At 42.8% G+C, this 15,338-nt stretch carries 17 protein-coding genes; 10 read left to right on the plus strand and 7 right to left on the minus strand.

The features are described 5' to 3' along the window. Nucleotides 1-67: 67 nt before the first annotated feature. From ACQY73_RS10275 to ACQY73_RS10295, 5 genes are all read left to right on the plus strand, one after another. A complete protein-coding gene (locus ACQY73_RS10275) occupies nucleotides 68-877 on the plus strand; it encodes a glycogen/starch synthase (RefSeq protein WP_428665116.1) in 810 nt (269 codons plus the stop codon). Further along, nucleotides 861-2,219, plus strand: coding sequence for a DUF4270 family protein (locus ACQY73_RS10280; RefSeq protein ID WP_428665118.1), 1,359 nt, complete (start codon nucleotides 861-863; stop codon nucleotides 2,217-2,219). Before ACQY73_RS10275 ends, ACQY73_RS10280 begins: the two co-directional genes overlap by 17 nt. A 207-nt stretch (nucleotides 2,220-2,426) precedes the next feature. After that, a complete protein-coding gene (gene glmS / locus ACQY73_RS10285) occupies nucleotides 2,427-4,265 on the plus strand; it encodes a glutamine--fructose-6-phosphate transaminase (isomerizing) (RefSeq protein WP_428665121.1) in 1,839 nt (612 codons plus the stop codon). Between the two features lie 58 nt (nucleotides 4,266-4,323). Then, complete coding sequence (locus ACQY73_RS10290) at nucleotides 4,324-4,725, plus strand: Dabb family protein (protein ID WP_428665124.1); 402 nt, start codon at nucleotides 4,324-4,326, stop codon at nucleotides 4,723-4,725. Between the two features lie 118 nt (nucleotides 4,726-4,843). Then, entirely contained in the window at nucleotides 4,844-5,083 is a 240-nt protein-coding gene (locus tag ACQY73_RS10295) for a 4a-hydroxytetrahydrobiopterin dehydratase (RefSeq protein WP_428665127.1), read from the plus strand. A 115-nt stretch (nucleotides 5,084-5,198) separates the two neighbouring features. On the opposite strand, the gene atpH is transcribed toward ACQY73_RS10295, so the two are convergent. The 7 genes from atpH to ACQY73_RS10330 all read right to left on the minus strand — a co-directional run bounded on the left by atpH (nucleotide 5,199) and on the right by ACQY73_RS10330 (nucleotide 9,586). Then, nucleotides 5,199-5,735, minus strand: coding sequence for an ATP synthase F1 subunit delta (gene atpH / locus ACQY73_RS10300; RefSeq protein WP_428665129.1), 537 nt, complete (start codon nucleotides 5,733-5,735; stop codon nucleotides 5,199-5,201). A gap of 64 nt (nucleotides 5,736-5,799) precedes the next feature. After that, nucleotides 5,800-6,294 (minus strand): F0F1 ATP synthase subunit B, encoded by a 495-nt coding sequence (gene atpF / locus ACQY73_RS10305; protein WP_428665131.1) that lies wholly within the window; start codon nucleotides 6,292-6,294, stop codon nucleotides 5,800-5,802. 112 nt (nucleotides 6,295-6,406) lie between these two features. After that, nucleotides 6,407-6,670, minus strand: a complete 264-nt coding sequence (atpE, locus tag ACQY73_RS10310) for an ATP synthase F0 subunit C (RefSeq protein WP_114069480.1) — start codon at nucleotides 6,668-6,670, stop codon at nucleotides 6,407-6,409. Between the two features lie 94 nt (nucleotides 6,671-6,764). Continuing rightward, nucleotides 6,765-7,862 (minus strand): F0F1 ATP synthase subunit A, encoded by a 1,098-nt coding sequence (atpB, locus tag ACQY73_RS10315; protein ID WP_428665134.1) that lies wholly within the window; start codon nucleotides 7,860-7,862, stop codon nucleotides 6,765-6,767. Between the two features lie 38 nt (nucleotides 7,863-7,900). Further along, the gene (locus tag ACQY73_RS10320) at nucleotides 7,901-8,266 is read right to left on the minus strand and encodes a hypothetical protein (protein ID WP_428665137.1); all 366 of its coding nucleotides are present in this window, start codon (nucleotides 8,264-8,266) and stop codon (nucleotides 7,901-7,903) included. A 90-nt stretch (nucleotides 8,267-8,356) separates the two neighbouring features. Continuing rightward, a complete protein-coding gene (locus ACQY73_RS10325; RefSeq protein WP_428665140.1) occupies nucleotides 8,357-8,578 on the minus strand; it encodes an AtpZ/AtpI family protein in 222 nt (73 codons plus the stop codon). A gap of 21 nt (nucleotides 8,579-8,599) precedes the next feature. Then, the gene (locus ACQY73_RS10330) at nucleotides 8,600-9,586 is read right to left on the minus strand and encodes an ion channel (protein WP_428665142.1); all 987 of its coding nucleotides are present in this window, start codon (nucleotides 9,584-9,586) and stop codon (nucleotides 8,600-8,602) included. A gap of 155 nt (nucleotides 9,587-9,741) precedes the next feature. Here ACQY73_RS10330 and ACQY73_RS10335 point away from each other — a divergent pair, with 155 nt between their 5' ends. The 5 genes from ACQY73_RS10335 (at nucleotide 9,742) to ACQY73_RS10355 (ending at nucleotide 15,284) form a co-directional block, all read left to right on the plus strand. After that, entirely contained in the window at nucleotides 9,742-10,806 is a 1,065-nt protein-coding gene (locus ACQY73_RS10335; protein ID WP_428665145.1) for a glycosyltransferase, read from the plus strand. A 102-nt stretch (nucleotides 10,807-10,908) separates the two neighbouring features. Further along, nucleotides 10,909-11,769, plus strand: a complete 861-nt coding sequence (locus ACQY73_RS10340) for a TatD family hydrolase (protein ID WP_428665147.1) — start codon at nucleotides 10,909-10,911, stop codon at nucleotides 11,767-11,769. A gap of 15 nt (nucleotides 11,770-11,784) precedes the next feature. Continuing rightward, nucleotides 11,785-13,173: a TlpA family protein disulfide reductase gene (locus ACQY73_RS10345; protein WP_428665149.1), complete on the plus strand. Its 1,389-nt coding sequence runs from the start codon at nucleotides 11,785-11,787 to the stop codon at nucleotides 13,171-13,173. Between the two features lie 94 nt (nucleotides 13,174-13,267). Next, nucleotides 13,268-13,825: a TetR/AcrR family transcriptional regulator gene (locus ACQY73_RS10350; RefSeq protein WP_428665152.1), complete on the plus strand. Its 558-nt coding sequence runs from the start codon at nucleotides 13,268-13,270 to the stop codon at nucleotides 13,823-13,825. Nucleotides 13,826-13,880: 55 nt separating this feature from the next. Further along, nucleotides 13,881-15,284, plus strand: coding sequence for a TolC family protein (locus tag ACQY73_RS10355; RefSeq protein ID WP_428665155.1), 1,404 nt, complete (start codon nucleotides 13,881-13,883; stop codon nucleotides 15,282-15,284). Nucleotides 15,285-15,338: the final 54 nt, after the last annotated feature.

The following is a 15,338-nucleotide window of genomic DNA, read 5'->3' on the forward strand; positions in this document are numbered from 1 at the left end:
CCAAAATTTTGTATAATTTTGCAAAATTTTTCTTCAAAACCAATCCTATCAAGCTTTACCAAAGCCTATGAGTAAACTACGGATTTTGTATGTAGCCAGCGAGATAAATCCCTTTCTCCAGATCACCGAGGTAGCCGACTACGTTAGAAGACTTCCCCAAGCGATGCAAGAGCGGGGCATGGAGATACGCATATTAGTGCCACGTTTCGGACTCATCAACGAGCGCAAAAATCGCCTTCACGAAGTAGTCCGCCTTTCAGGTATTAATATTTCAGTCGGTGACGATGAGAAACCGCTGGTAATCAAGGTCGCTTCTATCCCAAGCGCCAAGTTGCAAGTTTATTTTATAGATAACGAAGACTATTTTCACAGAAAGTCCGTTTTCTTAGACAAGGACAACAACTTCTTTGACGACAACGATGAGCGCGCCATCTTCTTTTGCAAGGGCGTACTCGAAACCGTTAAAAAGTTGGGCTGGGCTCCCGACATCGTGCATTGCAACGATTGGATGACCGCTCTGATTCCTTTGTACCTCAAAACCACTTACAAAAACGATCCGATGTTTAAGGATACGAAGTGTGTTTTCACCGTTTATAACAACGCTTTCAATTACAAATTTGAAGGTGGAATTATGGACAAAGCCAAAGCCATGGATGTCAGCGATGAGGCATTGGCACATCTTCGTTCTGCCGATTTTGAAGGTTTTATCAAAATTGGATGTGCGTATGCCGATGCTGTAGTAAAAGCTGATGACGATTTTAGTGAAAGTTTAAACCGAATCCTTGATGAATTGCCCGAACGCAAGCTTGAACTGGTTGAAGAAGACGAAAATTATACCGACGCTTATTACAACTTATATAATGAATTGGCCGGTTAAGGCTGCCTGTTTTTCAGTCATCGCTTTGGCCGTTACCTTGGCTTCGTGCGAGGCGCCCAAAGAAATAGGGCTCCCTCCGGAAGTAATAGCAGAGGTACAGTTTACCGATACGCTTACCGTTCGTACCAGCACCGTTCTTATGGATTCTGTACGCACGTCCAATACTCAACAATTGCTGGTGGGAAGATACCGAGACCCGATCTTTGGTCGGGTTTCGGGACAGCCCTTCTTCGAAATGGGACGGATCTTGAATTTAAATGCGGATGGGAGTACAAACACCTACGTGGTTGATTCACTCAATTTGGATGTTGCTTATTCGTATTTATACGGAGATACACTTCAACCGTTTGAGATCGGCCTCCACCGCCTGACCGATACACTTCGAACAGGTAAAACATACTACAACAACAGTAGTATTCCATACGAAGCATCTCCATTGGCCACTGTAAAATTTAATCCTGCTCCTTCTACCAATAATACGTTCCAATTTAAGCTTTCAAAAACCCTGGGGCAGCAAATTTTGGATCTGAGTGGAAAAACAGAGGTGAGTACTGCGCTTAAATTCGCCCAGATGCTCAAAGGATTTACGTTGGTTCCTTCGGCAGGTAATGGAATGATGATGGGTTTCTCTCCGGGAACTTCAGGTATTAGCCTTAATCTCTACTACCATATCACCAACGATACGATTGCCTATATTTTTCAGGTTCCCATTCTGAAACGATTTAACCAAATGCAGGCAGACCGTCAGGGAACAGCATTGAGTTCTATCCAACCATTGAAACCTCTTTCTGCGGCGCAAACCGGTGGTCTTAACTATGTTCAGGATGCGCTTGGGGTAGTGACTAAAGTTGAGTTTCCGTATTTGTCAAAATTGTTTGGAGATGGCCGAGTAGCCATTAATCGCGCTGAATTAAATATTGTACCCAATCAACCGCAACACGTCGGAGGATTATTCGGGTTGCCAAGTGCCCTCACGATGGCCGAGACCGATGAGACCAATCGATTATTACGATCCAAAGGAGATACTGAATTGCTGCTGCCGGTAGACGGTGCGACTTTCCAGTCGTATGTTTTACCGCAGATCGTTCCGTATACCTCTAAATTCCGTAATTATAATTTTGTACTTACTACATATTTGCAGGCGGTTTCTATCGGTTTCAAAAAAAGTACGGGCTTGTTATTATTGCCCGCCAGTCAGGGTCCTACCTTGCAGACATACGTTACCAACAATCAGGCATTGACGAGTTTTTATCCGTTTCTTGGCAATAAAGTGGATCGTTTAACGATAAACCCCACAAAGGAAAACGTAAAATTGAGAATATTCTATACCCTAATAAAGTAATAGATCAGCATATTGATGATTCTTATAAAAGAGAGCGAAAATATTTCGCTCTCTTTTTGTTTTTGTAATATTTCAGTACATTTCGAGGATTTTGGCTAAATTTATTGTACAAAAGTAAGTTTTTCAAAAAAGTTTGTATGGCGCTTTCAGTTGGTAATTTATTTTAAAAATGATAGAGGCCTTCACCAACCTTAAACATCTCTCAATATGTGTGGAATTGTAGCGTATGTAGGATACCGCGAAGCGTGTCCTCTCATTCTAAAAGGCCTCAAACGTCTCGAATACAGAGGCTACGACAGTGCAGGTGTTGCGCTTCTCAACGGCGACGGCTTAAAAATTTACAAGAAAAAAGGCAAAGTTGTTGACCTTGAAAATGAATTGCAGAATAAAGACCTGCATGCTACCGTAGGCATAGGACACACGCGCTGGGCAACCCACGGAGAGCCTAATGACGTGAACGCTCACCCTCATTATTCGAATCATAAAAAGCTGGCGATCATTCATAATGGCATCATCGAAAATTACGATAGTCTAAAACAGGCATTGCTCAAAAAAGGCCACGAATTTCGTTCTCAGACAGATTCGGAAGTACTGGTTCATTTTATTGAAGATATTCAACAGGAAACCCATTGTTCGTTGGAAGAAGCCGTACGCCTTGCCTTACAGGAAGTTGTTGGCGCTTACGCCATTGTTCTGATGTCTGAAGATGATCCTACACAGTTGATCGCCGCCCGCAAAAGCAGTCCGTTGGTGATTGGCGTCGGAAAAAACGAATTCTTTTTTGCTTCCGATGCTACGCCCATTATTGAATACACCAAAGACGTTATTTATTTGGACGACAACCAAATAGCACTTGTTCGGAATGGTGAACTCAAAATCGTCAACCTCGAAAATGAGCGGCAGGCACCTTATATCCAAAAACTGGAATTGGAACTGGAAGCCATCGAAAAAGGCGGATACGATCATTTCATGCTGAAAGAGATCTTCGAACAGCCTCGCTCCATTGCCGACAGTATGCGCGGACGAGTCAACAGCGAAGAAGGTATTCTGCAATTAGGCGGCTTGAGCGATTACATGGACCAACTGGCCGACGCCAAACGCATCATCATCGTTGGTTGCGGAACATCTTGGCATGCCGGCTTGGTAGCCGAATACGTTTTTGAAGAACTTGCCCGAATTCCCGTAGAAGTAGAATACGCTTCTGAGTTTCGGTATCGGAATCCCATCATTCACGCAGACGACTTCGTCATTGCCATATCTCAATCAGGGGAGACGGCTGATACCTTGGCAGCCATTCAGCTCGCTAAATCAAAAGGAGCGACCATTTTCGGCGTGTGTAATGTGGTGGGTTCTTCCATCGCCCGTGAAACCCACGCCGGTGCCTATACCCACGCCGGACCGGAAATCGGCGTAGCAAGTACCAAAGCCTTTACGGCCCAAGTAACGGTGCTGACGCAAATGGCCATTGCTATTGCACATAAACGAGGCACCATTACGGAAGAACTTTATAAGCAATTACTTACTGAACTGGTAAACATCCCAAGCAAAGTTGGACAAGTACTTAAAGCCGCCGACCGCATCAAGGAAATCGCTTATATCTTCACGTACGCTCGTAACTTCATCTATTTAGGTCGTGGCCTTAATTTTCCCGTTGCGTTGGAAGGTGCCCTGAAATTGAAAGAAATTTCGTACATCCACGCCGAGGGTTATCCCGCAGCCGAGATGAAACACGGCCCCATTGCGCTGATCGATGAAGACATGCCGGTCGTTTTTATTGCCACCAAAGACAGTTCTTACGAAAAGATCGTCTCTAATATTCAGGAAGTAAAAGCACGCAAAGGCCGCGTGATCTCCATCGTGACCGAAGGAGACACGCTCATTCCCGGCATGGTCGATTTTGTGATCGAAGTTCCCGAAACGCATGATATATTGATTCCTTTGCTTTCATCCATTCCACTCCAATTGCTTTCCTACTACGTGGCCGTAATGAGAGGGCGCAATGTAGACCAACCACGTAATTTGGCTAAATCAGTAACGGTAGAATAACAATGGTCAATCCTCTTTTTTGTACTTTTGTTATATACTCACCTATTTAATTTTTACTATGAAAAAATCAAATCGTCGTTCCTTTTTAACTACTGCTGCCATGATCGGTACCGGGGCTGCCACTTCTGCTTTAGCTGATGCTCCACTAAAAAAGCAATTGGTTCATCACGTTTTTTTCTGGCTGAAAAATCCCGGATCGGTCACCGACCGCGATAAATTGGTAGAAGGCGTAAAAACCTTATCTAAAATAGAAACCATCCGCAAAATACATGTTGGTGTATTGGCCAGTACCGAAAAAAGAGATGTAGTAGATACTACCTGGGACGTATCGGAACTGATGTTCTTTGACGATACAGCAGGCCAAAAAGTATATCAGGATCATCCGATCCATCAGGAATTCATCAAGAATTACTCTCATTTATGGAGCAAGGTTGTAGTGTATGATGCGATGGAAGCTTAATCCGGGGCTTCCTTTTCCGTGTCAGATAACATTACAGAATAAAAAAGTATGTTAGTTGTGGCGGATTAATCGTTAGTAGAGATACAGGCGGTTAATCCTCACTATAACAAACAAAATTATGTGGCTGGAACAAAACAATAAACTCGTTCGGGAATACGAATTTGAAGACTTCAAAGAAGCATTTGCTTTTATGACCAAAGTAGCCGAAGTGGCCGAACAAATGCAGCATCACCCTTGGTGGTCAAACTCTTACAATAAAGTTACTTTCGAGCTCTCCACGCACGATGCGGGCAATAAAATCACCGAAAAAGACGAAGCGCTGGCCGATGCCATCGAAGAAATTTTTGATGCTTTATGATCTGCTTTCCTTCTCACAAAGAGAAGGTTTTTTTTACATAAAGAAAGACACAAAAAAGCCCTCACCGCAAAGCAATGAGGGCTTCTGTCACTCTAAGCAGATAAAAAATAATATCTTAGTTGAGTAACTCTAATTTTAAATCGTTTAAGCGCGTACGAATAGAGGCATCTACTTGTCTGTCTCCAACCCGTAATACGTATCCACCAATGAGTTTCTCATCTACTTTCTCCTCTAATTCAACCGTTTTGCCGGTAGCTTCCGCTACTAAACCCGCAAATTGTTTACGTAATGGAGCTGTCAATGGCATCGAAGAAGTAATGACCGCTTTGACAATGCCTTTTTTCTCATCATAAAGCTTAACAAACTCTTCCGCAATGCTGAACATGATTGCTTCGCGGTTTTTCTTCGTAATGATCGTAAAGATGGTATAAGAAGTCGGGCTTACTCTGGATTTGAATACACCTTCCAGAATAGCTAATTTCTTGTCGTGACGTACCACAGGGCTTTTCAGGGCCAACATCAGTCCACGATTTTCTTCTGCTGTTTTTTTGAAGAAAAGCATGTCCTGATAAACTGTGTCCACTAAGTTTTGTTCCTGTGCCAAGTCGATGAGTGATTTGGCGTATCGTAATGCTACGGTAGATTCAGACATAATTTATTGAGCAGTTACCATTGAACAGGCATCAGGCCAATGTTCAATGTTGAATGATAATTGACTAGTTAAGTCTTGCTTCTTTTGCCAAATCAGTGACCAATTTCTCCTGAGCAGATTTGTCACCTAATTCTTTACGCAACACTTTTTCGGCGATATCAAGCGAAATCGTAACGATCTCTTTCTTCATTTGAGCAACAATGGCAACGCGTTCGTTGTTGATGGCTTCGCGCGCATCTTCAATGATACGTTTTCCTTCAATACTTGCACGGTCTTTTGCTTCGGCGATAAGACGGTCAGCCGATTCTTTGGCGGCTTTCAAAATGCTGTCGCGCTCTGCACGGGCTTCAATCAACAGTTTTTCATTGTCTGATTGCAACTTTGCCATGTCGGCGCGGGTTTTTTCGGCCAGATCAAGCGCACTTTGAATCTGGTGTTCGCGTTCTTTTAAGCCATTCATGATGGGCTTCCAGGCAGCTACGCGCAGGATAACCACCAAGATAACAAATACCACCAACATCCAGAAAAGTAAGCCGATTGCGGGGGTTAACAATTCCATTTGAATACAGTTTACAGATTGAGATAATAATTTAGAATGTCTCTTGTTTACTACAAAAGGAGTATTTCGTACCGACGCCTAATGCGCACAGTACGAAATACATTTGTTGCGATTAGAGCTTGAAAGAAATCAACAAGCAAATAACGGCAGCGAAAAGAGCAACGGCCTCGATCAAAGCCGCGATGATCAACATCGCAGTTTGGATACGACCGGCAGCTTCCGGCTGACGAGCAATACCTTCCATTGCGCTACCACCGATACGGCCGATACCCAGACCTGCACCGATTGCAGCTAAACCTGCACCGATACCGGCACCTAATACCGCTAGACCTGCACCGCTTTCAGCAGCAGCTTGGAGTAAGATTTGAAGCAACATGATTGTAATAAATTATATAGTGAAACAAAAGAATTCGATTGAAAATGCTGAGAGTTATTTGTCAATTCTGATTTTTAACTCTTAACGGCAATTATTAATGCCCGTGGTCGGCTTCGTGATGCTCTTCGATAGAACTTCCGATATACATAGACGTTAGCAGTGTAAAGATAAACGCCTGCAAAAACGCCACCAACAACTCAATGACGTTCATAAATAACGTAAAGATAAGCACCAACGGACTTACTGCCCAACCGGTACCGCCACCGCCTAAATTGTTGGCAATAAAGATCAAACCTAAAAGGCTCAAAATGATGATGTGACCGGCCGTGATGTTGGCAAAAAGTCGAACCATCAGAGAGAAAGGCTTCATGAATACTCCGACGATCTCTACAGGAATCATGATCGGTAATAGGGCTACCGGTACACCCGTTGGTTTGATCAAGTGAGCAAAGTAATGCTTATTGGCACTGAAGTGAACAATGATAAAGGTGATAACCGCCAGAATAAGTGTTACGGCGATGTTTCCGGTTAAGTTTGCTCCGCCCGGTACCAAACCCAAAAGGTTGTTTACCCAAATGAAGAAAAACAACGTCAACAGGTAAGGAAGGTATTTTTCGTAGTTAGGACCAATGGCGGGCTTCACAACTTCATCCCGAATGAACAAAATGATCGGCTCAAGAAAAGACTGAATACCTGAAGGTGCCTTGCCTTTATTCTTAGAATATCCTTTGGCTACTGAAGTAAAGATAAGCAACAAAATGACGGCGCTTAAAAGCAAAGAGGCCACGTTCTTAGTAATGGAAAAATCCAATATATGAGAATCTTTGTCGGCTTTTCCGTCAGCACCGATGCGATAGATGTGTTCGTGTTCCAAAACATATCCCAATGACTTATTAGGATATACATGGTTTTCGTGATCTTCGTGAGTAACATCGGGAGAATGATAGAAATTGCTCGATGAAAATACCTTCAAGCCATTATCATAAATAATCACCGGTAAAGGAATAGCGGCACCGTGGGCAAATTCCCATTCGTGGGCATCCGCAATGTGGTGCATGATCATTTCTCCAATGTTGAATTTGCTTTCTTTATGCTCGTGATCATGAGCAGGTTCTTCGGCGAAAGCAACGGAAAAAGTAACAAAAAGTAGCGCGAATGTCGCGAAAAATGTATGACGTAAGCTCTGAAACATAACTGACGATTAACTGATTACAAATTAAGAATACGTTCCTATTCCAAATCGCGGCGCAAGTTACGATACAATCCGTAGATTTCAAAACAAGTATAAAATAAATAAAATGCAAAAAAGGTAATGACGAAGCTATTCGGTGACGGTACTTTGAAATACAAAAACACCCCTACAAACACAAGGCACAGCAACAGGCGCACAACCACCGTTGTCAGGTAAAATTGGACGAATTTTTCTCTGTTTTCCTTAAAACCCTGTTCCATCAACCGATGTTGAAGCAGTGAAACGGCAAAGAAAAATGCCAGGATGCTCCACTTTTCAGGGTGAATGTAGGTGCCTATTGAAAAGTAATCGGCTGTAAAAAGTACAATTCCCAAAATGACAGTGACAAGGATGGTTCGAAGCATTTTATAAAAGTTAATCTACAATAGAGGCAATAATTATCGGGCAAGTACAGTGAATAACAAAAAATTATTGGGGCAATTCTCCTTTCTGCCTTATCCTTTTACCTGCTTAATAAAATTGTATAAAGCCGCACTGATAGAAAGTAATGCCAACGCCAACGTCCAGCCGGGAGTTTTATTTCCCTGCCATTCATCAAGCTTCACTCCTGCATACGTACCCAGTCCTATGGTGCCTAACATTTGCAGTCCAATGCCCGAATATTTGGCGTAATTGGTGGTGCGTTTAGGGATTTCGTCGTTCGTATTGTCCATCATTTGACTAATATCAGTGAAATCTTAATTCAGGGTTTTTGGCTCAAAATCATGAATTTTTTGTACGTCTACTCTTACTATTTCTTCCGTTTTACCGCTATCAAACATTGGGCTGAATTTGGCTCCCCAGACAATCTCTTCATATCTAAATGAATAGCGAGCGTGTACCGGTTGTAAAAAAGTCTCTTCAATCGCCCGGACATACACCAGAAATTCAGTATCTGATTCCGCCATGCTTTCTTCCGTGGCACCGTACAGGGGGCTGGTTTCAGTTATCGGATGAACAAGTGTCCAACTTAAAGGGAAAAAATTTACCTGACTGCGTTCTAATTTTAACGGATAATAACGCCGCGAGCGTTGCCCGTTGGCGAGCGTTTCCAATCGAGACAGGGAAACGTCGACCCGCACATCTACCAATTCCGTCGGACTTTCGTTGATCATTCGAAACATCCAGCCGTTAATATCTAAATAAGGAGCAAAGATAGCATTCCGGCTAAAAAGAATTTTAGGGATGGGGCGAGAAAACCGTCCATACACCAAACCCGAAGCGATAGCAAATCCCAAAACGCCCACTAATGACTCAATGGACGACAGCGCACTGACCATTAATCCTACCGGCGCTACATGGCCATAACCGACCGTGGTTAAGGTTTGAGCGCTGAAAAAGAACGCTCCCCAAAATTGCTCCATTGTTCCGGTGGCCTGAATCCCCTGCAAATGTTCAACGCCGATCAGCATGTAAAGCAGCGAAAAAAAGCAATTCACCACAAAATAGATCAGGAACACAACCAAAAAAAAGCGCGGCCACGAAAGGACCGTCAGGCGGTGGAATATATCCAACCATGCCCAAAACGAAACATTGATGCGGCGGGCATTGAATGTGCCATCGGTATTTATCAATCTTCCGCTGTCGTTTGTAAGGCGCGTTCCAAACCCTAAATCTCTCCGTTCTTCTTCTTTTTCAAGAAGTTTGCTGTTTTTAACTTTGGTGGTAAGTCGATGTGTAGTCATACGATTTGTAAACTGTAATTCATTGTAAATAAGAAGGCTAACACTATGTTCACTCTAACAATTTCCTATTCAATTACCGTTCACTAAAGTGTCTAAATAAATTACAGTTGATGTTTTGTTTACTGACAACGACACCTAAGTTGGAAGCAACAATAATGAATAAACGCTTTGCCAACGCTCAATACACTCCAAGAACCATTACCTTTGCAAAAAAGCAGTTTGTGAAAAAAGTCTCTATTCTCATCGCCGCTCGCAACGAATCCGACAATATCATTACCTGCTTGAAGTCAGTGGCAGCATTGAGTTATCCCTCAGAAAACCTCCAAATACTCATTGGCGATGATGCTTCGGAAGATAATACGTCCGCATTAATTCAGGAGTTTATTCAGGATAAACCCTATTTTGAGTTGGTAAAAATCCTTCCCGAAGCCTCCAAACTTTCAGGAAGCTTACTCAAAGGCAAAACCAATGTCTTAGCACAATTGGCCCATAAAGTCAAAGGAGATTACCTATTCTTTACCGATGCTGATATTGAAGTTCCTACGGGCTGGGTCGAAAATATGCTTATGCATTTCAAGCCAAATGTCGGAATTGTGACAGGAATTACGACCATGAAAGGTGGCGGCTTATTAGGACTTATGCAAGGGCTCGAATGGCTGTATTATCTTTCGTTGATGCGTTTATTGTCATTGTTCGGTTTTCCCGTTACGGCTATGGGCAATAATATGGCCGTAACACGCAAAGCGTATGATGCGGTGGGAGGGTATGAAAAAATCGGTTTCTCAATCACGGAAGATTACGCTCTTTTTCGAGCGATTCTGGCTAAGGGTTTCCGATTTGTTCAATTATTTGATCGACGTGTGCTCACTCTTTCCAAACCAATTCCAACGTATTCGCATTTATTGATTCAACGAAAACGTTGGATGTATGGTGCAATGTCCTTACCATGGGAACAGCGTATCGGCTTGTATGTCAATACATTATTCTTCCCTTTTATAATAGTGCTCGGAATTACAGCACCAAAAATCGCTCTTATTACTCTTTTCTTATACGTGTTGTGGATCTGTGCCTGGCTCGTAAGCATTCTGAATTGGCTGCAACAACCGCAACTTTTTATTGGTGTTCCTTTTTTCTGGCTTTACCACGTTTTTACGAATTTTGCCATGTTGATCAATTATTATGTACGAAAAACCACCGTCTGGAAAGGACGGCAGTATTGAGGAACTGAAAAACCGCTAAATGTAAAACTGCAAAACTGAAGAATGTTAAAATGTCTGAATTCAAAACACGTTTACATTCACTAAATCACAATTCACTCATTAATGATAGAAACCCACGCCCATATTTACGACGAAGTATTCGAACAGGACCGCACGGAAATGCTCGACCGCGCTTTTAACGCAGGAATTACCCAAATCTGGATGCCCAATTGCGACCATACGACCATTGACGGTATGATGGCATTGGCCGAAAAATATCCCAATGTATGCCTGCCCATGATGGGTCTGCATCCTACGTATGTAAAAGAAGATTTTCAGCAAGAGCTTTACATTGTGGAGGATTGGCTCAATAAAGCATCTGCCACGAAAGACGCTGTTTCGGATTTGCAATCCCGAACTTTCACTGAGCAGGATTTAAAATCACAGTTTACTCTTACAACGGACCGGCGGTCCGTACCACAATTTGTGGCAATCGGTGAAATCGGCATGGATTTGTATTGGGATAAAACCTTTGTAGAGCAGCAAAAGGAAGCATTCTTGGTACAATGCAATTTGGCGTTGAAACACAACCTTTGGATCGACATTCACAGCCGAAGTGCTTTTTGGGAAGTAGTTGAGTTGATTGAACAAATCGGTGACTCACGCCTTAGGGGTATTTTTCATTGTTTTACCGGAACGCTTGAAGAGGCGCAAAAAGCTATCGAATTAGGATTTAAACTGGGAATCGGCGGCGTGGCTACCTTCAAAAACGGTGGTTTGGACAAAGTATTACCTTTCATAAATTTAGAACATATTGTCTTGGAAACCGATTGCCCGTATTTGGCACCCGTCCCGTATCGCGGCAAGCGCAATGAAGTTGCTTATATTCCTCTAATTGCGCAGAAAGTAGCTGATTTAATGCAGGTTTCTCTCGATGAAATTGCGCAAAAGACGACTGAAAATGCTACTTTGCTGACCAAATAAAAACCCGTAAAAGCCATGAAGTATCAACTGAGAAGTTTTGTTCTTTTGCTCTTCGTTTCAGGCGTGTTTTCTGCCGTTTTCGGGCAGAAAAAAACTACAAAATTCGTTAGTCATTTCAACAATTTCCAAGACTTTACACATGCTTACCAAAAAGACTCTGCCCTATTATCTGCCAATGAATTGGCAAACCAGAGTCCCGGCAGCTTGAATGAACTCTTACACGATTCCTTTGCCCAACATTTTATCAAACCGGCTCGTTCTGACAAAGATTCAGTGTTTAATTATGAATTGCTCAATATGCTTGCCAAGAGCAGCAATTCAACTGTCGCAAACTCTGTAAAGCCGTTGGTAATGTGGGTAAAGGCAAAACAGACTACAACCGGTGCAGAAGAAATTAAGCAGATCATTGAGGAATTAACCGAAATACACGCCCAATTGCCTCGCCAACAAACCAATCGAACGGAACGTTATGCGGTGCTGATTTACCAAATAGCCCAAAAATATCCTTTGTGTACTGCGTCGGCAAATCGTATGCTTGATGCCGTTTCGCAACGACTGGAAAATCTGGTTAAAAATGATTTCTATGGTTTTCAGACATCCGACAGAAACAAAAACGCTCAGCGAGCCTATTTTCGTTTTATGTTTGCAAGTGTTAATTACCTTAACAGTCAACAGGTTAAAGTATTTAATGAATCCGCCAAAGCTGAAGCATTTTTACAAACCGCTGCTGAATATAGCCCCGATGAAAGTGACCGAAATCGTAAATCTTCCTATTTCTACGAAAGTATTTTTTTGTTTGACGATGCCGATGACGATATTTTTCGCAAACCCTATATTGATTTACTTGTCAAAAAAGGAAGGCAATCTGAAGTAACTCAGCTTTTAGTTGAAATGGCCAAAATTGATCCTCATCACATTGGTACGCTTAAAGAATACTACGAAAATCAAAAACTTGGTCAAGAACCTTTTGCAGACTATTGGCAGGAAATTCTTAATACTGACCAAAAAGATGCTTCTCCTTTCCGATTGGAACTGCTTGATGGTACTTCTTTTGATCTGTCTCAACATAAGGGGAAATGGATACTGATTGATTTTTGGGGAACTTGGTGCGTTCCCTGTGTGCAGGAACTTCCTGTAATGCAGAAATTTTATGATGGCATCAAAGCTCAGAATGACATCGTATTGGTTACCATCGCCTGTAATGATACGGAATCGAAAGTTCGGGATTTTATGCAGAAGAAAACCTACAGCTTTCCCGTGGTTATGTCGGATAAAAAAGTGGAGAAAATGTATCCCGTAGATGGCTATCCTACCAAAATCCTAATTACTCCCCAAGGCAAACAAATCCGTATTGAATTTGGCACGGATTGGGTCAGCCGCGTCAATACCTACCGCAAATACTGAGTATACTTCCTGTGAATTATTAATTTCCGGTTAATTTATATAAACTACAGTAGACAGACTTGTCTATCCAAAATAAAGCTTTTAGTTTTGCTTCATGAAAGAATCCGTTGTAAAAGACAGAATCCTTGATGTAGCATCAAGGCTATTTTTTGATCAGGGCTACAACCTGACGGGAATCAACCAGATCATTGAAGAAGCGTCCATTGCCCGCGCTTCCCTCTATAACCACTTTGATTCCAAAACCGACCTGTTGCTGGCCTATATCGACAAAGCAGGCAAGCAATGGTTTTCCGAAATGCACGACTACGTCGAAACGTTTGAAGACCCAAAAGCAAAAATCCTGGCCGTGTTTGACTACCGCATCCGGCGACAACAACGATTGGGTTTTAAAGGCTGCAACTTCATCAAGATCAGCTCGGAAGTAAGCCGCGAAGACACCAAAGTGTTTGAAATGGTGCAGGCGCAGAAAGAGCGTAGCCGCAACTACATTCGCCAATTGGTATCAGAGGTCAAACATACTTCTCCCCTTTCCGATGAATTGTTTTCGGACATGATTTTCCTGCTTTTGGAAGGCGGAACAACCAGTGGCTCTATCTACCGGAATGCCGATACGATGGAAAGTGCAAAAAAAATTGTGGAGAAATTCCTCTAACTTTTTTTATTTTAAAGTAGATAGACTTGTCTGCATAATAAAAAACAGAATTAATATGGAGATTCTAAAAAAACACCATCTATTAGTTAAAATTACCCTGCTTCTCAGCAGTTGTATCCCCACACTCGCTCAAAAAAATCTTACCCTTACCGAAGCCGTTCAAACCGCCGTCAGCAATTACGGCACCATCAAAGCGAAAGCCAGTTATGCAAGTGCTTCGAAAGTAAGCATAGAGCAGGCAAGAAGAGATTATTTGCCCAATGTCAACCTCGCCGGGCAAATGGATTATGGCACCGTTAATGGTCAAAATGGGCCTTTATATGGTTTTGGTGGCCTCGGTGTTGCGTCTTCCGGCCTTCCGTTGCCCAAAGAGAATTGGAACGCAGCTTTCGGGGCTATGTACCTCACCAATGTTAACTGGGATTTTTACGCTTTCGGCCGAGCAAAAGAGAAGATCAATACTGCCACCGCCGTTGCCTACCGAGATGAGAAAGACTGGCAGCAGGAAATTTTTCAGCATCAGATCAGAGTAGCCGCTGCGTACCTGAATTTATTGACCGCCCAACGTCTGACGGCTTCTTATCAGAAAAATCTTTCGAGAGCCGAAACCTTTCGGAGTGTGGTGGTTACCCGCGCTAAAAATGAATTGATCGCGGGAGTGGATTCATCGCAGGCCAATGCGGAAATTTCCAATGTTAAGATCACGCTTACCAAAGCGCTTGATTTTCAGCAGGAACAGGCCAATATTCTCGCTCGATTATTAGGAATTCCTGCGCAGGAATTTATACTGGATACGCTCTTTGTCACAAAACTTCCCGCATTGATCAATGAAGAAGGACAAGCTACTGTGCAACAACATCCTACGCTTCAATTCTACCGAAGCAGAATTAATCTAAGCGACGGGCAAGCCAAGTATTACCGCACGTTAGCCTTTCCTACCTTGTCACTGGTAGGAGTGCTGCAAACGCGCGGGTCAGGTTTCAGTAACACCTACGCACAAGACCAAACGGCTTTTACCCATAATTTCTTTGAAGGCATAAAACCCACCCGAACCAATTATTTGCTTGGCGTCGGTATTACATGGAATCTGACGCAACGGCTGCGGATCTCGCAACAGGTCAAGTCTCAGTTATTGATCAGCAAAGGATTGCAGGAAGAATATGATCTCGCAAATCAGCAACTGGAAGCACAATTGCAATTGTCGGATACAAAAATCAAGAATGCCTTAGCGATCTACCGCGAAGTGCCCATTCAAGTAAAGGCCGCGTCCGATGCGTATTTGCAAAAAACGGTTTTGTACAACAATGGCCTCACCAATTTGGTCGATGTGACCCAATCCCTTTACACATTGATTCGGGCCGAAACTGATCGTGAAATTGCCTACAGTAACATTTGGCAGGCATTGCTCCTCAAAGCCGCTGCAGAAGGAGATTTCAGCATTTTCACGAAGAATCTATAAGTGCCGAAGATAAGAATGCAGAATACCCATTATACCCACACTTAACATTTACAG

The organism is Runella sp. (assembly GCF_965279615.1).
Classification (GTDB): domain Bacteria; phylum Bacteroidota; class Bacteroidia; order Cytophagales; family Spirosomataceae; genus Runella.